At 40.9% G+C, this 22,763-nt stretch carries 14 protein-coding genes and 9 pseudogenes; 22 read left to right on the top strand and 1 reads right to left on the bottom strand.

Annotated elements, in window-relative coordinates:
* Positions 1 to 6 precede the first annotated feature (6 nt).
* The 14 genes and pseudogenes from M5V91_RS12520 to ftsZ all read left to right on the top strand — a co-directional run bounded on the left by M5V91_RS12520 (position 7) and on the right by ftsZ (position 15,681).
* Positions 7 to 1,921, top strand: a pseudogene (locus tag M5V91_RS12520) (stage V sporulation protein D).
* Positions 1,922 to 2,157: 236 nt separating this feature from the next.
* Entirely contained in the window at positions 2,158 to 3,618 is a 1,461-nt protein-coding gene (locus M5V91_RS12515; protein WP_019381710.1) for a UDP-N-acetylmuramoyl-L-alanyl-D-glutamate--2,6-diaminopimelate ligase, read from the top strand.
* Between the two features lies 1 nt (position 3,619).
* A complete protein-coding gene (locus M5V91_RS12510; RefSeq protein WP_009330887.1) occupies positions 3,620 to 4,069 on the top strand; it encodes a hypothetical protein in 450 nt (149 codons plus the stop codon).
* A 2-nt stretch (positions 4,070 to 4,071) separates the two neighbouring features.
* Positions 4,072 to 5,046, top strand: a complete 975-nt coding sequence (gene mraY, locus M5V91_RS12505; RefSeq protein WP_009330885.1) for a phospho-N-acetylmuramoyl-pentapeptide-transferase — start codon at positions 4,072 to 4,074, stop codon at positions 5,044 to 5,046.
* A complete protein-coding gene (murD, locus tag M5V91_RS12500; RefSeq protein WP_009330883.1) occupies positions 5,047 to 6,399 on the top strand; it encodes a UDP-N-acetylmuramoyl-L-alanine--D-glutamate ligase in 1,353 nt (450 codons plus the stop codon).
* Positions 6,400 to 6,568: 169 nt separating this feature from the next.
* The gene (gene spoVE / locus M5V91_RS12495) at positions 6,569 to 7,669 is read left to right on the top strand and encodes a stage V sporulation protein E (protein WP_009330880.1); all 1,101 of its coding nucleotides are present in this window, start codon (positions 6,569 to 6,571) and stop codon (positions 7,667 to 7,669) included.
* Between the two features lie 302 nt (positions 7,670 to 7,971).
* Positions 7,972 to 9,073 (top strand): annotated as a pseudogene (murG, locus tag M5V91_RS12490) (undecaprenyldiphospho-muramoylpentapeptide beta-N-acetylglucosaminyltransferase).
* A gap of 66 nt (positions 9,074 to 9,139) precedes the next feature.
* Positions 9,140 to 10,047 (top strand): annotated as a pseudogene (murB, locus tag M5V91_RS12485) (UDP-N-acetylmuramate dehydrogenase).
* Positions 10,048 to 10,334: 287 nt separating this feature from the next.
* Positions 10,335 to 11,125 (top strand): annotated as a pseudogene (locus M5V91_RS12480) (cell division protein FtsQ/DivIB).
* Positions 11,073 to 11,802 (top strand): annotated as a pseudogene (locus M5V91_RS12475) (DUF881 domain-containing protein). Before M5V91_RS12480 ends, M5V91_RS12475 begins: the two co-directional pseudogenes overlap by 53 nt.
* 74 nt (positions 11,803 to 11,876) lie before the next feature.
* Positions 11,877 to 12,608 (top strand): DUF881 domain-containing protein, encoded by a 732-nt coding sequence (locus M5V91_RS12470; RefSeq protein WP_009330870.1) that lies wholly within the window; start codon positions 11,877 to 11,879, stop codon positions 12,606 to 12,608.
* On the top strand, positions 12,608 to 12,976 hold the full coding sequence (locus tag M5V91_RS12465) for a small basic family protein (protein ID WP_019381715.1): 369 nt from the start codon (positions 12,608 to 12,610) through the stop codon (positions 12,974 to 12,976). Before M5V91_RS12470 ends, M5V91_RS12465 begins: the two co-directional genes overlap by 1 nt.
* A 122-nt stretch (positions 12,977 to 13,098) precedes the next feature.
* Entirely contained in the window at positions 13,099 to 14,385 is a 1,287-nt protein-coding gene (gene ftsA / locus M5V91_RS12460; protein ID WP_009330865.1) for a cell division protein FtsA, read from the top strand.
* Between the two features lie 151 nt (positions 14,386 to 14,536).
* A pseudogene (gene ftsZ / locus M5V91_RS12455) lies at positions 14,537 to 15,681 on the top strand (cell division protein FtsZ).
* A 114-nt stretch (positions 15,682 to 15,795) separates the two neighbouring features.
* On the opposite strand, the gene hmpA reads toward ftsZ, so the two are convergent.
* Positions 15,796 to 17,025: an NO-inducible flavohemoprotein gene (gene hmpA / locus M5V91_RS12450; RefSeq protein ID WP_284522177.1), complete on the bottom strand. Its 1,230-nt coding sequence runs from the start codon at positions 17,023 to 17,025 to the stop codon at positions 15,796 to 15,798.
* A gap of 394 nt (positions 17,026 to 17,419) precedes the next feature.
* On the opposite strand from hmpA, the gene spoIIGA reads away from it, so the two are divergent.
* The 8 genes and pseudogenes from spoIIGA (at position 17,420) to M5V91_RS12410 (ending at position 22,732) form a co-directional block, all read left to right on the top strand.
* Positions 17,420 to 18,358 (top strand): sigma-E processing peptidase SpoIIGA, encoded by a 939-nt coding sequence (gene spoIIGA / locus M5V91_RS12445; RefSeq protein WP_009330859.1) that lies wholly within the window; start codon positions 17,420 to 17,422, stop codon positions 18,356 to 18,358.
* A 44-nt stretch (positions 18,359 to 18,402) separates the two neighbouring features.
* Positions 18,403 to 19,121, top strand: a pseudogene (gene sigE, locus M5V91_RS12440) (RNA polymerase sporulation sigma factor SigE).
* A 167-nt stretch (positions 19,122 to 19,288) separates the two neighbouring features.
* On the top strand, positions 19,289 to 20,068 hold the full coding sequence (gene sigG / locus M5V91_RS12435; RefSeq protein WP_026041699.1) for an RNA polymerase sporulation sigma factor SigG: 780 nt from the start codon (positions 19,289 to 19,291) through the stop codon (positions 20,066 to 20,068).
* 94 nt (positions 20,069 to 20,162) lie between these two features.
* Positions 20,163 to 20,431, top strand: a pseudogene (locus tag M5V91_RS12430) (YlmC/YmxH family sporulation protein).
* A 69-nt stretch (positions 20,432 to 20,500) separates the two neighbouring features.
* Positions 20,501 to 21,327 (top strand): annotated as a pseudogene (gene pgeF / locus M5V91_RS12425) (peptidoglycan editing factor PgeF).
* Positions 21,328 to 22,014, top strand: coding sequence for a YggS family pyridoxal phosphate-dependent enzyme (locus M5V91_RS12420; protein ID WP_217025465.1), 687 nt, complete (start codon positions 21,328 to 21,330; stop codon positions 22,012 to 22,014).
* A gap of 4 nt (positions 22,015 to 22,018) precedes the next feature.
* Positions 22,019 to 22,462: a cell division protein SepF gene (locus M5V91_RS12415; protein ID WP_009330849.1), complete on the top strand. Its 444-nt coding sequence runs from the start codon at positions 22,019 to 22,021 to the stop codon at positions 22,460 to 22,462.
* A gap of 6 nt (positions 22,463 to 22,468) precedes the next feature.
* Positions 22,469 to 22,732 (top strand): YggT family protein, encoded by a 264-nt coding sequence (locus tag M5V91_RS12410; RefSeq protein WP_009330847.1) that lies wholly within the window; start codon positions 22,469 to 22,471, stop codon positions 22,730 to 22,732.
* Positions 22,733 to 22,763 lie beyond the last annotated feature (31 nt).

Genomic DNA, 22,763 nt, shown 5'->3' with positions numbered 1-22,763 from the left:
CCGTACATGCGTGTTTCAAATGTAACCGTTCGAAAACGGCTGACTGTAGCGTTGTTTGTTGGTATTCTCGTTTTTTATTATTGATTTGCGTCTTGGATATGTTCAATTCTTTCTGGGGAATTTGCTTACAGATGGTGCAAAGGAACTATGGAGCAGAGACATCCCTTTCGAACCGGAAAGAGGAGAAATCGTCGACCGCAACGGTATTCCACTGGCTACGAATGTCAGTGCTCCAACTGTCTATGTTGTACCCAGGCAAATAAAAGATCCTGCTGATGCTGCAGAGAAATTGGCTGCGGTGCTGAATATGTCAAAAGAAAAAGCTTACCAGCTGATCACCAAAAGAGAATCAAGTGTGAAAATCCCTGAAGGCCGAAAAATTTCCCATGAAAAAGCGAAAGAAATCCGTGCACTGGAAATTGAAGGCATATACATTGGTGAAGATTCAAAACGCCATTACCCTTTCGGGAATTATCTCTCACATGTTTTGGGGTTTTCGGGAATTGATAATCAGGGTCTTATGGGGCTGGAATTATATTATGATGAAGAACTAAAAGGAAAAAAAGGATCTGTTAAGTTTTATGCGAATGCAAAGGGAGAACGGATGAACGATATGGCGGATGACTACAAGCCGCCGGTTGATGGTATGGATTTAAAGCTCACTATCGATTCCAAGATTCAGACAATCGTAGAAAGGGAGCTTGATATTGCTCAGGCTGAATACAACCCTGATGGAATAATAGCAATTGCCATGAATCCAAATAACGGGGAAGTTCTTGCCATGGCCAGCAGGCCTGATTTTGACCCTGCGAATTTTAGGAATGTACCCCCGGAAATTTACAACCGCAACCTGCCAATCTGGAGTACATACGAGCCTGGTTCTACATTCAAAATCATCACTCTGGCAGCTGCGTTAGAAGAGGGCAAGGTAGACTTGGAAAAGGATCATTTTCATGATCCGGGATCTGTTGAAGTTGGCGGTGCAAGACTAAGATGCTGGAAAAAGGGCGGCCATGGCAGCCAGACTTATTTGGAAGTAGTTCAGAATTCCTGTAACCCTGGTTTTGTAGAGCTCGGTGAGCGATTAGGCAAAGATAAACTGTTTAAATACATCCGCGACTTTGGATTCGGAGAAAAGACCGGTATCGACCTGCAGGGCGAAGGGAAAGGGATTCTATTTAATCTCGACCGGGTTGGCCCAGTTGAGCAGGCAACTACTGCTTTTGGACAGGGAGTTTCTGTGACTCCGATTCAGCAGGTAGCAGCCATTTCGGCTGCCGTTAATGGGGGAACATTATATACCCCTTATATAGCCAAAGAGCTTATTAATCCGGCTACCGGGGAAATATTAATGAAAAAATCACCTGATGCAAAGAGAAAAGTAATATCAAAGGAAACATCAGATGAAATCCGAAAAGCGCTTGAATCAGTTGTGGCAAAAGGGTCGGGGAAAAAGGCCTTTGTAGACGGGTACCGTGTAGGCGGTAAAACTGGAACTGCACAAAAAGCGCAAAACGGCCGTTACCTGGAAAATAACCATATTGTATCATTTATAGGATTCGCACCTGCAGATGATCCGCAGCTTGTTGTTTATGTGGCTGTGGATAATCCAAAAGGAACTATTCAATTTGGCGGGGTAGTTGCTGCTCCAATTGTCGGAGAGATCATGGGGGACAGCTTGCGGGCGATGGGTGTAAAGCCGCGGAAAAATCAAATTGAAAAAGAACTGACATGGATGGATTCACCAATGATTGAAGTTCCTGATATGGTCGGCCTGACAAAGAAGGATCTGGGTGAGCTCTACCTTAACCTGAAAATTGATGCGAGCGGCACAGGAAATACAGTGGTCAAGCAAACGCCTCAGCCTGGCATCAAGTTAAAGGAAGGTTCAACGATCCGGCTGTATTTTGACGACAAATAAGAATAGGACTGAGGGCGGCATTATCCTGCGCCGCCTGAATTTTTTTGTTTGTAAGGAAACTGCAACATACTTTCAGGGTTTGGGTTCTATATATTAAATAGCTAAAAAAGCAATTATCATGTACAATATATATCGCCATCATATAGAATGTTAGTTTGAGAACTTAGAAATGAATATGACAAGAGGCAGTAAAAAAGGATTAGATTGTTCTGTTTAACACGAGAGGATTGGTAGACATGGAATTACATAAATTGCTGCGATTTTTGCAGCCATATATGACTTTTAAAGGGGAAAACCCGGAAATTACAGCGATTGTTAACGATAACCGGAAAGTTACACCTGGAAGTCTGTTTGTTTGTATTGAGGGCTATACGGTGGATGGCCACGATTTTGCGGCTTCTGCTGCCAAAAAAGGTGCAGCAGCAGTCATTGCCCAAAGAGAATTGGATTTGGATATCCCGGTTATAGTGGTAAAGAATACAAAACGGGCCATGGCTGTGCTGGCTGATGCTTTTTATGGACAGCCGAGCAAGCAGCTTCATTTAATTGGCATAACAGGAACCAATGGCAAAACAACAACAAGCCATTTAATAGAGAAGATCCTTGCTGATGCAGGAAGAAAAACCGGCTTAATTGGCACGATGTATACGAAGATTGCCGATGAAACCTTTGAAGTGAAAAATACCACTCCTGAAAGTTTGACTCTGCAAAGCACATTTAGAAAAATGGCAGATGCAGGTGTAGATTCAGCCGTAATGGAAGTGTCTTCACATGCACTTGATGAAGGACGCATTCATGGGTGTGATTTTAATATAGCCGTATTTACAAACCTGACTCAGGATCATCTGGATTATCACAAAACAATGGATGAATACAGGAGAGCAAAAGGGCTGCTTTTTGCCCAGCTCGGAAGCTCCTATAATCATGAAGAGCCGAAATATGCCATTTTAAACTCAGATGACCCTGCTTCTGCAGAATATGAAAAATCGACGGCAGCTCATGTCATTTCCTATGGAATTGATCAGGAAGCTGACCTTCGGGCAATTAATATTCAGATGACTTCTGGCGGGACAGAATTTGACTTAATCTCTCCATTTGGAAAGCATAAAGTTTCTCTGAAAATGATAGGCAAATTCAGCATCTATAATGTCCTTGCCAGCATAGGTGCAGGGATCGCTTCAGGGATATCAATCTCGCAAATCATCAAATCTGCTGAAGAAGTTAAAGGCGTAGCAGGCAGATTTGAAACCGTAGATGCAGGTCAGGATTTTTCTGTGATTGTTGATTATTCACATACTCCTGACAGCCTGAAAAATGCTTTGGAAACGGTAAAGCAATTTGCCCTGAAACGCATTTTTACCATCGTGGGATGCGGAGGAGACAGGGACAGATCCAAGCGGCCGCTAATGGCTGAAATTGCATGCCAGTACAGTACAGACCCAATCTTTACTTCTGATAATCCCCGAAGTGAAGACCCAATCCAAATCCTTAGGGATATGGAAGAGGGAGTAAAAGGTGAAAGTTATAAAACAATCGCCGATCGAAAAGAGGCCATTCACTATGCCGTGAAAAATGCCAGTAAAGGAGACGTTATTTTAATAGCTGGCAAGGGCCATGAGACATATCAGCAGGTAGGGAACCAGGTTTTCGACTTTGATGACCGTCTTGTCGCAAAAGAGGCTATAGAGGAGCGATAAAATGTATTTGATGTATCGGGATTTAGCGGTATTGTTTCCGTCCGTAAAAGGGATAAAGGATAATGAGCTTGAATTTCATACGGTCGCTTCCTCCTCTTCCGCTCTGCAGCCAAAAGGAATTTATATTCCTTTTGGAGAGGCCGGAAATCTGAAAGAAGCTATAGAAAATGGGGCTGTTGCTGCTCTCTGGCATGAGAATGCAGAGACGCCGGCATATACCCCTAATCATTTCCCTATTTTTTATACTAACGACTTAACGAAAGGCTTAAAGGACATCATGAAATTATATATAGAAAAATTAAACAAATCAGAAGAAAAGATGAACACAACTAATTTCCTTATTTCAGGTGAAAAAAGTCTTAAAGAAAACGAAGCAACATATGATATTGCTGTGATGGCTGAAAGATTAGCGGAAGCTGCAGGAAATGCCAAGCGGGAAAGGAGGGGATAAGTATGATGGAGCAAGTTATTTTTTTCACAATATTGGCAGGCTTTTTAATAACTGTTTTGCTGTCTCCCATTTTTATTCCCTTCCTGAGAAGACTGAAATTCGGGCAGAGCATCCGTGAAGAAGGCCCTAAATCCCATCAGAAAAAGACAGGTACCCCGACAATGGGCGGAATCATGATTCTTCTTTCTGTTACGGTGACCACTTTGCTTATGACCGGGAAATTTTCAGGGCCTACTGTAGAAACTTATTTGCTGCTGCTGGTTACCCTGGGCTTTGGACTCCTCGGTTTTCTTGATGACTTTATTAAAGTAGTATTAAAGCGCAACTTAGGTCTGACTTCAAAGCAAAAGCTGCTGGGCCAAATCATTATTTCTGTTATTTTTTATTTTGTTTTCAAGCAAAATGATTTTTCAACAGAAGTGCATATTCCGCTGACAGACATTTCGATTGATTTGGGCTGGTGGTATGTTTTATTTATTATTTTCTGGCTGGTCGGATTCTCGAATGCTGTCAATCTGACAGATGGACTTGATGGTCTTGTTTCAGGAACTGCTGCAATCGCTTTTGGAGCATTTGCAGTACTGGCATGGAATCAATCCCAATTTGAAGTTTCCATTTTTTCTGTAGCTGTAGTGGGAGCGGTATTGGGTTTCCTTGTCTTTAATGCCCACCCTGCAAAGGTGTTTATGGGAGATACAGGATCACTGGCTTTGGGAGGGGCTATTGCGACCATAGCCATCTTGACAAAACTTGAAATCATCCTGATTATTATCGGCGGTGTTTTTGTTATTGAAACATTATCTGTTATTTTACAGGTGGCATCTTTTAAGACCACCGGGAAGCGGATCTTCCGTATGAGCCCGCTCCATCATCATTATGAATTGGTGGGCTGGTCAGAATGGCGTGTTGTCGTTACATTCTGGACCGTAGGCCTATTATTTGCAATCTTAGGAATCTATATTGAGGTGTGGGTGTAAGTGAAAGAAGTCAATCGCTATCGACATAAAAAAATATTAGTACTGGGTCTGGCCAAAAGCGGAGTGAGTGCAGCTTCCCTTTTACATAAGCTTGGAGCATTTGTAACTGTTAACGATTTTAAGCCTCTTGCGGAAAATCCTGAAGCTCAAGGACTGCTTGAACAAGGGATTACGGTTATATGCGGGGGCCATCCAATTGAACTTCTGGAAGAGGGGTTCGAGCTGATTGTAAAAAATCCGGGTATTCCTTACCATAATCCAATGATAAAAGGAGCTCTTGAAAAGGGCATACCGGTCATTACAGAGGTGGAGCTTGCCTTTCAGGTCTCTGAAGCTCCTTTTATTGCGATTACAGGTACCAATGGAAAAACCACCACAACTACTCTTGTGTTTGAAATGCTTCAGGCAGGAAGCAAAATGCCGCTGATAGCAGGAAATATTGGAACAGTAGCTTCCGAGGTTGCCCAGAATGCTGCAGAAGAAAATAATATCGTGATTGAGCTTTCATCGTTTCAGCTGATGGGTATTCAGGATTTCAGGCCGAGAATCGCCATTTTAACAAATTTATATGATGCCCATTTGGATTATCATGGTACTAGAGAAGAGTATCATGCAGCCAAAGCCAATATTACGATGAATCAGACTGAAAAGGATTATTTCATAGTCAATGCCGATCAAGATAAAGTAATGGAAGCCGCTGCACGGTCAGAGGCGAAAATAATACCTTTTTCAACTTCCAGAGTCCTGTCTGAAGGGGCATATGTCAAAGATGGCTGGATTTATTTTAATGATGAACAAGTGATGAAAAGAAAAGATGTTTCATTGCCGGGAGAGCACAATCTTGAGAATATCCTGTCCTCAGTGGCTGCTGCCAAGCTGACCGGTGTCGGGAATGAAGCCATTAGCCAAGTTCTAAGTTCGTTTACCGGAGTCAAACACCGCCTGCAGTATGTAGGCGAATACCAGAGCAGGAAATTTTATAATGATTCTAAAGCAACGAACATTTTAGCAACGAAGAATGCAGTGTCAGCATTTGATCAGCCTGTCATTCTTCTTGCAGGCGGTCTTGACCGCGGAAATGGCTTTGATGAACTCATCCCATCTCTCAAAAAGGTAAAAGCTCTTGTAACCTTTGGACAAACAGCTGAAAAGATTGAAAATGCAGCGATGGAAGCGGGAATAAAAACAATTGAGCGTGTCGATAATGTTGAAAAAGCCGTACCTGCCGCCTTTAAGCTTTCAGAGCCAGGAGATGTGATTCTGCTTTCTCCTGCTTGTGCAAGCTGGGACCAATATAAAACTTTTGAGGTTCGGGGAGACATGTTTATAGATGCGGTGCATAAGCTTAATTAAGGGCTTGTCTGCGGGACTATGGGAACTTCAGCAAAGGCATACATCTGCTTCGCGTGACATTTAGAGCTTTAATAAGGAACGCAATAAGACTTCCGGAAAACAGGTAAGTTTATTTGCGGCAGGAAAAAGTTCCTTGATAGCCCTAAAACTTGCATTCGAGGTGTTTTCGTTGCCGACCAAAAAAACCACTCCCGATGTTATATTAATGATCGTCACTTTTATGCTGCTTGCTGTAGGATTGACTATGGTATATAGTGCAAGTGCAATTTGGGCAGATTATAAATTTGATGATTCTTTCTTTTTTGCGAAAAGGCAAATGCTTTTTGCCGGAGTTGGAATTATTGCGATGTTTTTTATCATGAATGTGGATTATTGGACCTGGAGAACATGGGCAAAGGTTTTAATCATTGTCTGTTTTGTACTTTTGCTCCTGGTGCTCATTCCGGGAATCGGCAATGTGCGAAATGGCTCGCGGAGCTGGATTGGTGTAGGAGCATTTTCTGTTCAGCCTTCCGAGTTTATGAAGCTTGCCATGATTGTGTTTATGGCAAAATTCCTCTCCGAAAAACAAAAGCTGATCACCTCTTTCAGAAAAGGTCTTGTTCCATCTTTAGGGCTTGTATTTTTAGCATTTGGATTAATAATGCTGCAGCCTGATTTAGGCACTGGAACTGTAATGGTGGGTACTTGCGTCGTCATGATTTTTATCGCGGGAGCGAGGATCAGCCACTTTGTCTGGTTTGGCGTTGCAGGTTTAGCCGGATTTGTCGCACTTGTTCTGTCAGCCCCATACAGGATAAAGCGGATTACTTCATTTTTAGACCCATGGGAAGATCCTCTGGGCAGCGGATTTCAGATTATCCAATCCTTATATGCAATAGGGCCTGGAGGATTGTTTGGCCTTGGCCTTGGACAGAGCAGACAGAAGTTTTTTTATCTTCCTGAGCCGCAGACAGATTTTATCTTTGCTATTTTAGCTGAGGAACTGGGATTTATAGGCGGATCCTTTGTCATTTTATTATTTGCACTTCTTTTATGGCGCGGCATCCGCATAGCACTGGGCGCCCCTGATTTATATGGGAGTTTCTTGGCTGTTGGGATCATAGCAATGGTCGCTATTCAGGTAATGATAAATATTGGTGTAGTAACAGGACTGATGCCTGTTACTGGCATCACACTTCCGTTTCTGAGCTACGGGGGATCGTCTTTGACACTGATGCTCATGGCTATAGGGGTTCTGCTTAATATAAGCAGATATGCAAGGTACTAGCGCATTTTATAACATGCATTTCGGAAACCCTGTGAAGCAGGGTTTCTTTTTTGGAAGAAATAATTTATCCAGCATAGAAGAATTATCAAACTTCTTTGCAATTTTGCACATTATTACATTTCTTTAACATTATGATGTACGTTCCTATCTATTTGTTTTGAATATAGTAGAATAGGGAAAAGAGGGGGAGTGTTTTCCGCTCGAACGCTGGATGACCTTCACTAAATCTGTAAGCTTTATATTTGTTCATAAAATAAAGCTTTGATTTCTTTGATAATTAGACTCTTTTTTGAGGTGAAAGAATGAAAATTGCTGTTAGCGGCGGAGGAACTGGCGGACATATATATCCGGCACTTGCGCTTATAAGACAAATAAAGAAAGAACATAAAGATGCCGAATTTTTATATATTGGAACTGAAAAAGGGCTTGAAAATACGATTGTCAATCGTGAAAATATCCCTTTTAAATCAATACATATAACGGGTTTTAAAAGAAAACTTTCTTTGGAAAATGTTAAAACTGTTTTAAGGTTCCTGAAAGGCGTTCGTGAAAGTAAAAAGATGCTTAAGGAATTTAATGCGGATGTCGTGATCGGCACCGGCGGTTATGTTTGTGGTCCTGTTGTATATGCTGCATCAAAGCTTGGCATCCCAACCATAATCCATGAGCAAAACAGCGTCCCGGGATTAACCAATAAGTTTTTAAGCAGATATGTTGATAAAATCGCAGTCTGCTTTGAAGAAGCAAAGGCTTTTTTCCGGATACTAAAACAGTCATGACAGGAAATCCTCGTGCTTCAGAGGTGCTGGGACAGGATGGGATCAGGGGAGACTATCAGCAGGATTAAAAACGGGTGTCCCTGCTGTGTTAATCTTTGGAGGCAGCAGAGGGGCAAGGCCAATTAATGATGCAGTTCTAAAAACTCTGGCTGAGCTGGGTGAAAAGCCATATCAGGTTTTATATATCACAGGGGACGTCCATTATGAGGATGTACAAAAAGAAATAGAACTGGTCGGAAGCCCTGAAAATGTAATGATTAAACCATTTATTCACAATATGCCAGAAGTGCTGGCCGGAGCAGACCTGGTCGTGTCACGTGCTGGAGCCACAACTTTGGCAGAGATTACCTCTTTAGGAATTCCGAGCATTTTAATCCCAAGCCCATATGTAACAAATAACCACCAGGAGAAAAATGCAAGGGCGCTAAGCGACCATGGTGCTGCAGAACTATTGCTTGAAAAAGAGTTAACAGGGAAAAAGCTTATTGACAGCATCGACCGAATCATTCTCGATAAAGATAAGATGAGTAACATGAAGGAAGCTTCAAAAAAACTTGGAATCCGTGATGCTTCAAATAGGCTATACACATTAATGGCCGAATTGGTTTCCAATAAGGTGAAGTAGCCCCAAATAGTAAATTTGCATAGAATAAATAAATTTAGGCACAGATCAATAGAAAGGGAGGTAAATATGGACGAATTTATCAGCAAGCTTAGAGAATTAAACATCGGAACAGTTAAAGAAAATGAGCCGATGGCTAATCATACAACAATGAAAATTGGCGGACCCGCCGATTTGTTTATTGAGCCTTCTTCCATAGAAAACCTGGCAAAAGCGATGGAACTGATCCAGAGCTATGAAATGAAATGGAGAGCAATTGGAAGAGGATCTAATTTGCTCGTATCTGATGGAGGCATAGAAGGAGTGGTCATTAAGTTGGGCCGCGGCATGGATCAACTGGATCTTAATGGTGCGGAATTAAGAGCAGGCGGGGGTTATTCATTGGTTGCCCTCTCCACAATTATCAGCAAAAAAGGCTTGTCAGGTCTTGAATTTGCCAGCGGAATTCCGGGGTCTGTAGGCGGAGCAGTTTATATGAACGCTGGTGCTCACGGTTCTGATATTTCGCAGATCCTGACCAGAGCACATGTTCTTTTCGAAGATGGGAAGATGGAATGGCTCACGAACGAAGAAATGGAATTCTCTTATAGAACATCCGTCCTTCAAAAGAAACGTCCGGGTATTGTTCTGGAGGCCGTTTTCCGGCTTACAGAGGGAGACAGGGAAAAATTTCCTCTGCAATGCAAAAAAATAAGGATTACAGAAAGGAAACCCAGCCTTGGAACTACCCATGTGCAGGCAGTATTTTCCGTAACCCGCTTCCGGAATATGCTGGCCAGCTGATAGAAAAAGCCGGAATGAAGGGCCATAGCATCGGCGGTGCGCAAATTTCCAATATGCATGGGAATTTCATCGTAAATGCGGGAGATGCCAAAGCGGAAGATGTACTTGCATTAATTCAGCATATTAAGGATACAATCTTTGATTTGTATGGAGTAAAGATGGAGACAGAAGTGGAAATAATCGGTCGAAAGTAACGGGGAATAATACCTTACGTATACCATTTATTGTGATATAATAATTTATTAGATAACAGTAAATGTAGTAAAAACGGCATGGTTTACATGCCGTTCTCTTCCCTAATTCAGTATTGCATAAATTTTGCTGGACAAGCTGCTTTGTTTTAATTTATTGTCCTTGCGCTATTCTGAAAAAATATGAAGGTATACTCTAAACTTCTATAACTGTCTAGCTCCAGCGCCTATCCCCTCGAGTTGTCGGGGGTGGGCAAGGCGCTTGTGCTTTTCTTAATGGGGTGATAAAAGTGGAGAAAAGTAAGGTTGTCTCGCTTGAGGATCGAATACCGAAGCTTAAACAGCAAAGAAAGAAGAAAGCGAACAGAAGACTGATCTTTTTGCTGCTGCTTTTTTCTCGCTGATTGTTTTAGTTATTTACTTTCAATCGCCCTTAAGCCATATTAAACAAATTAAGGTATCCGGCAATTCAATTTACGATAAAGAAGAAATTATTCAAATTAGCGGTGTTACTGAAAAAACAAATATTTGGAAGGTTGACGAAGAGGCTATTGAGGGTAAGCTTAAAGAACTGCCTGAAATAAAATCTTCAACTGTTAAAATTCAGCTGCCAAGCACAATTAATATACAGGTAGATGAACTGAAGCGCATTGCCTACATAGCGAAAGAGAAGCATTACCTTCCTGTTATGGAGAATGGGAGCATATTAAAGGATGAAAAGGTTGCGGAAATCCCTGTCAACGCTCCCATCCTTAATGACTTTTCTGAGGGCGACATCCTTAACATGATGATTGGGGAGCTTGAATCACTGCCTGAAGAGGTGTTAAATTCGATTTCCGAAATCCATCATTCTCCCAAAAAGACAGATTCCAACCATATTACTTTGTATATGAATGATGGTTTTGAAGTAAGTGCTACTTTAAGAAGCTTTTCAGAAAAAATGGCACACTACCCTTCTATCATAAGCCAGCTGGATCCTGAGAAAAAAGGAATCATCGACTTGGAAGTAGGCTCTTATTTTAAAGCTTATGAAACAGAGGGAGCTGAAGAAGTTGAAAAAGAAAATGAAGGTGAAGGGTAATCATGTAATATTCTCCCTGGTGTTTCTCGTACTGGGTTACATGATGGCTTTTTCCTATCACCTTACACAGGGAGAAGATGAAAAGCCGGCATTAAGCGGAAAACAGTGGGAAAGAGATTTGGAACTTCGTAATCAGCTTGTCGAATTGGAGGAAAAAACAGAGCTCTTCAAAAAGAATTAAATACAAAACAGGAAAACGTTCTTGACATTGAAAAAGAGCTTTCACAGGAAGCCCAGGTTTATTTTAATCTTGCCGAGGATGCTGAGAAGTACAGGATGCATCTTGGTAAAGTAAAAGTAAAAGGTACAGGAGTGGAAGTAACTCTGGCAGACGGTGACTACGATCCGGATGAAGATAATATTAACAATTATATCGTCCATGAACACCATGTTTTTAAGGTTATTAATGAACTCTATATTTCCGGAGCTTCCGCAGTAGCTATAAATGGCCAAAGATTATCACACAGTTCCTATATTGTTTGCAATGGGCCTGTTATAGAAGTTGACGGCTACCAGCATCCCGCCCCTTTTGTCATCACTGCCATTGGTGATGACGAGGTGCTTTCCTCTGCTCTGAATCTGACAGGCGGAGTAAAAGACACATTGGTGGATGAAAACATCCATTTCACATTAGAAAAAAGGGCGAAATCATCATGGAACCATTACTGGGTTCGTAAAGCCAATCCAGCATTGTAAGCAGTATTAATTTGTCCACAGAATAATTTATTCGGGAAAGCAAGGTGGAATTAAAGTGGACAGCAAGAAGAAATTCAGCTTTACCTTTATAACCGTAATAATTGGCTTTATGATTGCCATACAGTTTCAAACAGTTAAGGAACCGGCTGTCCGGGATACAAGGGATACCTGGCAGCTTAGAGGTGACATCCTTAAAGAAAAAGAACTGCAATTAAAACTTTTGCGGGAAATTAGTTCAAATGAAGAAAAAATTGCCCAATATGAAACAAAGCGCAAACAAAGCAAAGAGCAAGTGCTTCGTGATACGCTGGAAGAATTAAAAATGGAAGCCGGACTAAGTGAAGTGACGGGACCAGGCATAATCATAAGCATTGAACCGGTGCATGAGGAGCTTCTTCTGGGCAAACAGGCTGATTCTGTTTCCCCGGATTTGCTCAAGAGGCTTGTCAATGAGTTAAATATGTATGATGCCAAGCACATTTCCATTGGAGGCAGAAGGATCATCAACACGACAGTCATAAGGGATATCAACAGTGAGACCATGATAGATGGATTTGCCTTAAATCGCCTGCCTATAGAAGTGAAAGTAATAACTGAGAATACCCAATCTGCCGAGAAGCTTTTTAATCGCATGCAAGTATCAAATACTGCCGAAGAATTTTTCATTGACAATCTGAGGGTTAAGGTGGAAAAGTCTGCAGAGCCTGTCACGATTCCTGCATATGATGAGGCATTGAGAATCAGACATATGGAGCCTGTGAAACCTGACGAAGGAGGCAAATCATAATGTGGCTTCCTGTTTTAGGATTGATCATTGGTGTGATACTTGGACTTATGACAGATATAAAAGTGCCGGATGAATACTCGAATTATCTTTCCATTGCTGTTCTTGCTGCATTGGATACTCTATTCGGAGGGATCAGGGCGCAGCTTCAAAATATTTATGATGAAAAAGTTTTCGTTTCCGGTTTCTTTTTTAACATCCTGCTGGCAGCAAGTTTAGCTTTTCTGGGTGTCCATCTTGGTGTAGACTTGTACTTAGCAGCAGTATTTGCTTTTGGGGTCAGGCTTTTCCAAAATATTGCGGTCATCAGAAGAATTTTAATCGCAAAATGGTCCCAAAACAGAGAAAAAACAGAAAAAAATGATATTTAAAAAAGGGAAAGTATTAGTTTTGACGAATAATTTTATAGATAAACTAACTTATTAAAACAAACAACAGCAAGAAAAGATTGTTGTTCAATAATCGGAATTGCAAAAAAAGGAGGTGCCAGAGAATGAACAGCAATGAAATATATGTTAGTCTTGACATCGGTACATCCAGTGTAAAAGTAATCATTGGGGAAATGGTCAATGACTCTTTAAATATTATTGGTGTTGGCAATGTACAGTCAGAAGGGTTACGCAAGGGTTCCATTGTTGACATAGACGAAACCGTTCATTCTATTAAAAAGGCAATCGAACAGGCTGAGAGAATGATAGGAATGGAGATAAAGAATGTGATTGTAGGAATTACCGGCAATCATGTTATGCTTCAGCCATCCCATGGTGTTGTTGCAGTCTCGAGTGAAAATAGGGAAATTACAGACGAAGATGTTGCTAGAGTCATAGACGCGGCACAAGTTGTATCGATCCCGCCGGAAAGAGATATTATTGATGTCATTCCAAAACAGTTTATCGTTGACGGATTGGACGAGATCAGTGATCCCCGCGGAATGATTGGTGTGCGGCTGGAAATGGAAGGCACCATTATTACAGGATCGAAAACGATTTTACATAACACCCTGCGCTGTGTTGAACGCGCTGGCCTTGAAATCATGGATATTTCGCTTCAGCCTCTGGCAGCAGGTGCATTCGCTCTTTCAAAAGATGAGAAAAATCTGGGAGTTGCACTTGTTGATATTGGCGGCGGCTCCACAACTATTGCCATATTTGAAAATGGATCATTAAAGGCAACCAGTGTGCTTCCTGTAGGGGGAGACCATATCACAAAAGACTTATCTATCGGACTCCGCACATCTACAGAAGATGCAGAAAAAATCAAAACAAAATATGGCTACGCGTTCTATGACCATGCATCTGAAGATGAGGTATTCAGTGTTCCCATCATCGGAAGCGATCAGCATCAGCAATTTAATCAATTGGAAATTTCAGATATTATTGAAGCCCGGATGGAAGAGATTTTTGATCTTATCCAGCACGAAGTGAAACGTCTTGGAGCAAAAGATCTTCCAGGGGGCTATGTACTATCTGGAGGCGTAGCTAATACCCAGGGAATTCTTGAACTGGCACAGGATATATTCCAAAATAGAGTGCGTATCGCAATCCCTGATTATATTGGCGTGAGGGAACCGCAGTATACGACTGCTGTTGGATTGATTAAGTTCGCATATAAGAATGCTAAAATACAGGGCAGAAAAATGGAGCAGCCAGTGACTGTCCCTGAAGCTAAAGAAAAACGAGTGCAAAAACCGCAACCGCAACCGAAAACAAAGCCGGAAAAACAGCCGGAAGAAAAAATCACATCAAGAGTTAAAAAGTTCCTCGGATACTTTTTCGAATAACTTGATTTGATTCGCAAGGGTTAGGGAAACGGAAATCAAAAGCCATACGGCGGATAGAAAAATGCACTGAAAAGCCATTTTGGGAGTGCGTATAAAAAAGCGAATCAAAAAAGGTGTTCTTAGGAATATCGACGAATTAGGAGGATTAGTCATGTTGGAATTTGATACAAATTTGGATTCATTAGCAACTATAAAAGTCATCGGCGTTGGAGGCGGCGGTAACAATGCAGTAAACAGAATGATTGAGCATGGTGTTCAAGGTGTCGAGTTTATTGCTGTTAACACGGATGCTCAGGCGCTGAACTTATCAAAAGCAGAAGTGAAAATGCAAATCGGAGGCAAACTTACAAGGGGACTTGGAGCAGGTGCCAACCCTGAGGTAGGTAAAAAAGCAGCAGAAGAAAGTAAAGAGCAGGTAGAAGAAGCACTGAAAGGTGCTGATATGGTATTCGTCACTGCTGGTATGGGTGGTGGTACAGGAACAGGAGCGGCTCCAGTTATCGCCCAGATTGCACGTGATTTAGGAGCGCTGACTGTTGGTGTTGTAACCCGCCCATTTACTTTTGAAGGCCGCAAGCGTTCCACTCAAGCAGCCGGCGGTATTGCTGCTATGAAGGAAGCGGTTGATACGCTGATCGTCATTCCTAATGACAGACTGTTGGAAATTGTTGATAAAAGCACTCCGATGCTTGAAGCATTCCGCGAAGCGGATAATGTTCTGCGCCAGGGTGTTCAAGGTATTTCCGACTTGATTGCTGTTCCAGGATTAATTAACCTCGACTTTGCAGATGTGAAGACAATCATGTCCAATAAAGGTTCTGCACTAATGGGTATTGGTGTCGCTGCAGGAGAGAACCGTGCAGCAGAAGCGGCGAAAAAGGCGATTTCATCACCTTTGCTTGAAACATCAATTGATGGTGCACAAGGCGTCTTAATGAATATTACTGGCGGATCAAATCTAAGCCTATATGAAGTACAGGAAGCAGCTGACATTGTTGCTTCAGCTTCAGATCAGGACGTGAATATGATCTTCGGTTCCGTAATTAATGAAAACCTTAAAGATGAAATTGTTGTAACGGTTATTGCAACTGGATTTAATGAAGAGGTGATCCAGCCTAAGCCTATGAGGCCAACATTCGGACAGCCTAAATCTTCCCCAGGCATGGGAACGTCTATGAAGCGTGAACCAAAAGAGAGGAAGCTCCGCAAGAACCTGTAAGAAGCAGCCAATCTCAACAGCCGGAAGAAACTTTGGATATCCCGACGTTCTTACGCAACCGTAACCGCAGAAGATAAAATTTGATTGAAAAAACCCCTGTAATCAATTTGATTCCAGGGGTTTTTTAGAATTGTTATTGAAGGTTTTTTACACAGATAAGCATGGCTCTATGAGCCATGCAAAAATTATATTTAAACCATCTGAGTTTCCTTTAGCTGCATAGAAGGTCCAAAGAATTCATATCGGATATTTTCCTTCTGAAAGCCTGCTTCAAGCAATGCCTCGTACATAGCCTGCATAAATGGTACTGGCCCGCACATATAAACCATACTATCTTTATTTGGCACTATGGTGTTTAACCAGTCTGAAGTAATATAGCCTTCTTTGCTGAAGGTCTTTTCGGCTATATCTTGTTCTGTTGGACTTTCATAGCAGAAATATGTTTTTACCAATGAATTCCTTTTTTCAATTTCATGTACTTCTCCTAAAAATGCATGTACATTCCCGTTTAGTGCAGCATGAACAAAAATAGTTTCATGATTTACTCCTGTTGCATCAAGATGACGCAGCATGCTGTGCATTGGTGTAATGCCTACTCCGCCGCTAAGCAGAACGACAGGATTATTCATTTTATCCAGAACAAATTCTCCGGCAGGAGCACTTATTTCTATATGATCGCCCTCTTTCAGATCATTGTGAAGATAGCTGGAAACCTTTCCGTCCGGTTTTTCAGAATGGCCTTCTTCTTTCTTAACAGAAATTCTGTAATATGACTTTTCCGGAGAGTCAGAAAGGCTGTATTGGCGGATATGTGTATAATCTTCTCCTGGAATATTTAATTTCATACTAATATACTGGCCAGGAAGATAACTGGAAATATTCCCCCTATCGTCAGGTGTAAAATAGAAGGAAGTAATTACATCACTTTCTTTCACCTTTTTTGCAACAGTGAATGTTCTGAAGTCATCCCAGCCTCCTGGCTTATCAGCGGCATCCTCATAAAGGCTCTTTTCTAATCCGATGAATGCATCCGCAATCACACCATAAGCTTTAGTCCATGCATCAATAATTTCTTCAGTAGCAGCCTCTTTCAGCACTTCCTTGATTGCAAGAATTAAATGCTCTCCAACAATCGGATAATGTTCAGGCTTAATGCCTAAGGATCGGTGCTTATGAGCGATTTGTGTGACAACCGGGAGAATAGCTTCCAGGTTATCGATATATTTTGCAGCAGCATATACTGAATTTGCCAGTGCTTTTTGCTGTCGTCCCTGTTTCTGATTAGCATGATTAAAGATGTTCAGCAGTTCAGGGTGATTTGTAAACATTAACTTATAAAAGGTTTTCGTAATATCTTCGCCATGTTTTTCAAGTACAGGTACAGTGCTTTTAATAATTTCAATTGTTTTTGTGTCCAGCATATCAGCAAAACTCCTTTTTATTATTTTCACTGTCATTATAGTTGATATTGAAAATAATAAATGTGATATAAATCACACCCAGTGAAAAATGAAGGAGCATTAAATAGAAAAATAATGACAAAATCCGTTGGGAATAGGGAAAATTTCTATCTTTTTGCATACAGAAAGCGACACACTTCCTTTACTGAAATGCGCTATACTTTTTTCTAACAGAATCATAGCACAATAAATATATGAGAGAATTTGACTGCTAAAGTCAATCTGCCAGATGCTGATTTTGAAGAGGAAGCAAGAAGTATAACTATAATCTTTATAACTGTCTAGCTCTAGCGCCTAACCTCTCGGGGTGTCGGAGGTGGGCAAGGCGCTTGCGCTTTTCTAAGGGGGAAGATAATTGACAGTCTATTTGGATATTATCTGGGCGCTGAATTTTATGTTTGACAGCCTTCTCCTTTATCTAACAGCCATAATACTAAAAAGGGAAATCAGGCTTTGGAGGATTTTTGCAGGCGGCTTAATAGGATCGATCATCATTTTATTAGTATTTACACCATTTAATGAATTTTCAGGTCACCCAGTCACTAAATTATTATTCTCGGTTGCAATGGTATTGGCTGTTTTTGGCTTTAAGCGTTTGCGTTACTTTCTAAAAGGGCTCATGACTTTTTATTTTGCTACTTTTTTAGTTGGAGGCTCATTAATAGGCATTCATTATTTTATTAATTTTGATTTTCAGCTTTCTTCATCTGTCATGCTCGCCAGTGTTAAAGGCTTTGGTGATCCAATCAGCTGGCTGTTTGTACTTCTTGGGTTTCCTCTTGCCTGGCATTTCTCTAAGAGAAACGTTGAAGGAATTGAGATGACAAAAATACAATATGACTCTTTAATTATGGTGCGTGTTGTTATCAATGAAACAGAATTCCGTTTCAGAGGCCTGATTGACAGCGGCAACCAGTTATACGATCCCATTTCGAAAATGCCAGTGATGTTTATATCCATTAAAGACAGGCTTGACGAGTTCCCGCCTGAAATAATTAAAATGGCAGGGAACCCGGAAGATATCATTATGGGCAGTGATTCAATTGGCGGGAATTGGGAGCATAAAATGAGGGTTATTCCATGTAAGGTTGTTGGACAAGAACACCAGTTGATTATAGGATTCAAGCCTGACCGCATTCTCCTTGAAAAAGAGAATGAAATAATAGAATCGGAGCGAGGATTAGTTTCCTTTTCCATGCAGCAGCTATCTGCGGACGATGCGTTCCAGTGCATTGTTCATCCTAAGATGCTTACAGGTACAAGTACAATGAAGCAGGATGCAAAAGTAAGTTAATATACTATACTCTGCAAAAACCTAATTTAGAAGGAGGACAAATCATGAAAAAGTTAAAACTTCGCTTATCCTACTATTGGTATAAATTATTGATTAAGCTGGGGATCAAAACAGATGAAGTATATTATATAGGCGGCAGCGAAGCACTACCTCCTCCACTTAGTAAGGAAGAAGAAGAAATGCTCCTGATCAAGCTTCCGAAAGGAGATAAAGCTGCAAGATCCATTTTAATTGAAAGAAATCTGCGTCTTGTTGTATATATCGCCAGAAAGTTTGAGAATACAGGCATCAATATAGAGGACTTGATCAGCATTGGAACCATTGGGCTTATCAAAGCTGTAAATACGTTTAATCCAGAGAAAAAATCAAGCTGGCTACATATGCATCCCGCTGTATTGAGAATGAAATTCTAATGTATTTAAGAAGGAACAATAAAATCCGTTCTGAAGTTTCCTTTGATGAACCCCTCAATATTGATTGGGATGGCAATGAACTCCTTCTTTCCGATGTGCTTGGCACTGAGGATGACATCATCACAAAAGACCTTGAAGCAAATGTTGATAAAAAGCTCTTGCTAAAGGCATTGCATCAGCTTTCAGATCGGGAAAAACAGATAATGGAGCTTAGATTTGGCCTTGGATCGGGTGAAGAAAAAACTCAGAAGGACGTGGCAGATATGCTGGGTATTTCTCAGTCCTACATTTCACGACTGGAAAAACGAATAATAAAAAGATTAAAAAAAGAATTTAATAAGATGGTTTGAAACTTTAAACAGGAATATTTTTTTACAAAATTTTGCAAGGAGAAAACCTAGTGTTTATGATGCTTTGACCGTTTCCCCATCCGGCAGTCAGATTAGCCGGTGCATATTTTTCCTTTCCAAGGAGATACTGTTTTTTGTACAGCAGCTCCTGTGAGGAGGGAAATGGATTGACTCGAAATAAAGTAGAAATTTGCGGTGTTGATACTTCAAAGCTTCCAGTTTTAAAAAACGAAGAAATGAGAGAGCTCTTCAAGCAAATGCATAAGGGGGATATAACCGCACGGGAAAAACTCGTCAACGGCAATTTGCGTCTCGTATTAAGTGTGATTCAGCGTTTTAATAACAGAGGCGAATTTGTTGATGACCTTTTCCAGGTCGGCTGTATCGGTCTAATGAAATCTATTGATAATTTTGATCTAAGTCAAAACGTTAAGTTTTCCACCTATGCAGTTCCGATGATCATTGGGGAAATACGCAGGTATCTGCGTGATAATAACCCGATCCGCGTCTCGCGTTCATTAAGGGACATTGCTTATAAAGCTCTGCAGGTAAGAGAACGTTTAATGAGCAAAACATCCAGAGAGCCTACGGCGGAAGAAATAGCAAAAGAGCTGGATGTGCCTCATGAAGAAATCGTTTTTGCATTAGATGCAATTCAGGATCCTGTCTCCTTATTTGAACCCATTTATAATGATGGCGGAGATCCGATCTATGTGATGGATCAGCTGAGTGATGAACGGAACAAAGATATTCAATGGATTGAAGAGATAGCCTTAAAAGAGGGAATGAGAAGACTGAATGAACGGGAAAAACTGATTCTTAGAAAACGCTTCTTCCAGGGCAAAACTCAAATGGAAGTGGCAGAGGAAATCGGCATTTCCCAGGCTCAAGTTTCAAGGCTTGAAAAAGCGGCAATCAAACAAATGAATAAAAATATTCAAAGCTAGCAGCCAATTTGGCTGCTTTTTATATTTACCAAACATTTTTCCTATAGGGGCAAACATATATTGAATAAGAACATAAATTGGGAGTGAAATGTCGATGGTGAAAATATCTGAATTTCAAATGAAGGATGTTGTAAATGTAGCTGACGGCAAAAAGCTTGGAAATATTGGGGATATAGATATTAATATAAATACAGGAAAAATTGAAGCCGTCATTATCGGGGGAACGGGAAAAGTGTTAGGTTTTTTGGGAGAGATGCTGATATTGTCATACCGTGGAAAAATATTATAAAAATTGGTGAGGATGTCATACTGGTCCGCTATCAGGATGCGATTGAGCCAAAATATATTGAGGAGGAAGCATAAGAGTTGTTAATGGTGTCATCACTGCCTGCCTTGTGGTAAACTATAGAAAAATAAGATGGGGTTAATCGCATGGAACCATTTTCTTTAAAAACGGAAGAGTATTTTGTCATAAAAGAGTGGGCAGATCGTTTTCCTAATATAACTGCCGGTTTTACAACTAAAAATGGCGGCTGCAGCCGTAATGAATACAAAACGCTTAATGTAGGATTGCACGTGAACGACAGCAATGAAGCAGTCAGCCGAAATCGGCAGCATGTGGCTGACTTGCTTGGGTTTTCTCATGAAAAATGGGTTGGTGCTGAACAAACTCATGAAATAAACATAAAAAAAGTTACCAGAAAAGATAAAGGGAAAGGTGCTCTTGTTTACGAGGATTCCTTTTCTGGTACTGACGGGTTTTTCACTTATTCTAAAGGTGTCATGCTGACTCTCTGTTATGCAGATTGTGTGCCGCTTTACTTTTTGCATGAAAAGACAGGAGCCATAGGCATGGCCCATGCAGGCTGGAAAGGTACTGTCGGGGGATTGGCAGGAAGATGGCCGAGCTATTTGCCAAAGAAGGCATTGACTTAAGTGAGGTCCAAACCGTGATTGGCCCTTCCATTTGCGGTAATTGTTATATAGTTGATGACCATGTTATTTCAAAAGTGCAAAAAATACTAGAAGATGTCGATATTAAGCCATATAATCAAATTAGTGACAATCAATTCCAGCTTGATTTGAAAGAACTAAACCGGACAATTCTGACAAATGCAGGAATTCCTCATGAAAATATTATGATTACTGATTATTGCACAAGCTGTCATGAAAACTATTTTTTCTCCCACAGAAGAGATAGGGGAAAGACGGGCAGAATGATGAGCTTTATTGGCTGGAAGGAGGAAGTCGGAAGCTAAATGAGAGTAGAAGATAATTTAAAGCAAATTGAGTCAGCTATAAAGGAAGCGTGCATAAAGGCCAACCGTAAGCCAGAAGAAATTACCCTCATTGCTGTTACTAAGTATGTATCAGCCGAACGGGCACAAGAAGCACTTGAAGCAGGAATTGTTCATTTAGGTGAAAATAGGGATGAAGGACTGCTTGCCAAGTGGGATGTGTTAAAGGACAAGCCGACATGGCATTTTATTGGAACGCTGCAAACGCGCAAAGTGAAAAATATAATTGATAAAGTTGATTATATCCATTCACTGGACAGGCTTTCCCTCGCAAAGGAAATCGACAAGCGGGCTGATCGAAAGATAAATTGTTTTGTTCAGGTTAATGTCTCAGGGGAAGAGTCGAAACAGGGAATAAATCCTGAAGAGGTAGCTGACTTTATTTCATGCCTGGCTGATTATAAAAATCTCAATGTTATCGGCCTTATGACAATGGCACCTCTTTCAGATGACGAGGAATTGCTTCGTTCCTGTTTCCGGAAGCTAAAGAACCTGCAAACAAAGGTGAAAGATCTGGGGTTTGATTTTGCTCCTTGTACTGAGCTTTCAATGGGCATGTCTAATGATTTTTCCCTGGCAATTGAAGAAGGTGCCACAATGGTGAGGATTGGTACTGCTTTAGTAGGTCAAAAGAGTCAGGAGGTTTGATAAAATGAGTATAAAATCAAAATTTAAAACATTTTTCTTCCTGGATGATGAATATGACTATAAGGAAGAGGAAATCATCGAAGAAGAAAGAGAGCCGGTGAAGCAGGTGCAGAAGCAGCAGCCAGTTCAAAAACAAAACATCGTCAGCCTCCAAAGTGTGCAGAAATCTTCTAAAGTAGTTCTTGTTGAACCGCGTGTTTATGCAGAAGCACAGGATATTGCGGATCAGCTGAAAAACAGAAGAGCTGTTGTTGTCAATCTGCAGAGAATAGAAAAAGATCAGGCAAAGCGGATTGTTGACTTCCTTAGCGGAACCGTTTATGCCATCGGCGGAGATATTCAAAAGATTGGAACTGATATTTTTCTATGTACCCCTGACAATGTTGAGGTATCAGGAAACATCTCTCAGCTGATGAAAGAACAAGAATTAGAAAATACGAGGTGGTAGCATTTAATGGAATTAGTATTTGGGATATTGTCATCTGCAATTTATTATTACTCGTGGGCACTGATTATTTATATTTTGCTGTCCTGGTTCCCTAATGCCAGGGAATCAGCTTTTGGCCAGTTTCTTGCAAGGATTTGTGAACCGTACCTTGAGCCATTCCGCAAAATCATACCTCCGCTTGGAATGATTGATATCTCTCCTATTGTGGCTATCTTAGTTTTGCGATTTGCCACTGGAGGTTTGCAGCAGCTTTTTTATTGGATTTCATAAGACTACAAACAGGGCTATCAAATGGCCCTTT

The organism is Cytobacillus pseudoceanisediminis, assembly GCF_023516215.1.
Classification (GTDB): Bacteria; Bacillota; Bacilli; order Bacillales; family Cytobacillaceae; genus Cytobacillus; species Cytobacillus pseudoceanisediminis.
The sequence above is the reverse complement of the archived record's forward strand: the minus strand, read 5'-3'. Positions and strand labels throughout refer to the sequence as shown.

Bases quoted from the DNA above. Each gene is read 5' to 3' on its own strand.
- M5V91_RS12415 (WP_009330849.1), top strand. From the start codon at position 22,019: ATGAGTATAAAATCAAAATTTAAAACATTTTTCTTCCTGGATGATGAA.
- mraY (WP_009330885.1), top strand. From the start codon at position 4,072: ATGATGGAGCAAGTTATTTTTTTCACAATATTGGCAGGCTTTTTAATA.
- M5V91_RS12515 (WP_019381710.1), top strand. From the start codon at position 2,158: ATGGAATTACATAAATTGCTGCGATTTTTGCAGCCATATATGACTTTT.
- M5V91_RS12420 (WP_217025465.1), top strand. From the start codon at position 21,328: ATGAGAGTAGAAGATAATTTAAAGCAAATTGAGTCAGCTATAAAGGAA.
- M5V91_RS12410 (WP_009330847.1), top strand. From the start codon at position 22,469: ATGGAATTAGTATTTGGGATATTGTCATCTGCAATTTATTATTACTCG.
- hmpA (WP_284522177.1), bottom strand. From the start codon at position 17,025: ATGCTGGACACAAAAACAATTGAAATTATTAAAAGCACTGTACCTGTA.
- M5V91_RS12510 (WP_009330887.1), top strand. From the start codon at position 3,620: ATGTATTTGATGTATCGGGATTTAGCGGTATTGTTTCCGTCCGTAAAA.
- M5V91_RS12465 (WP_019381715.1), top strand. From the start codon at position 12,608: ATGTGGCTTCCTGTTTTAGGATTGATCATTGGTGTGATACTTGGACTT.
- ftsA (WP_009330865.1), top strand. From the start codon at position 13,099: ATGAACAGCAATGAAATATATGTTAGTCTTGACATCGGTACATCCAGT.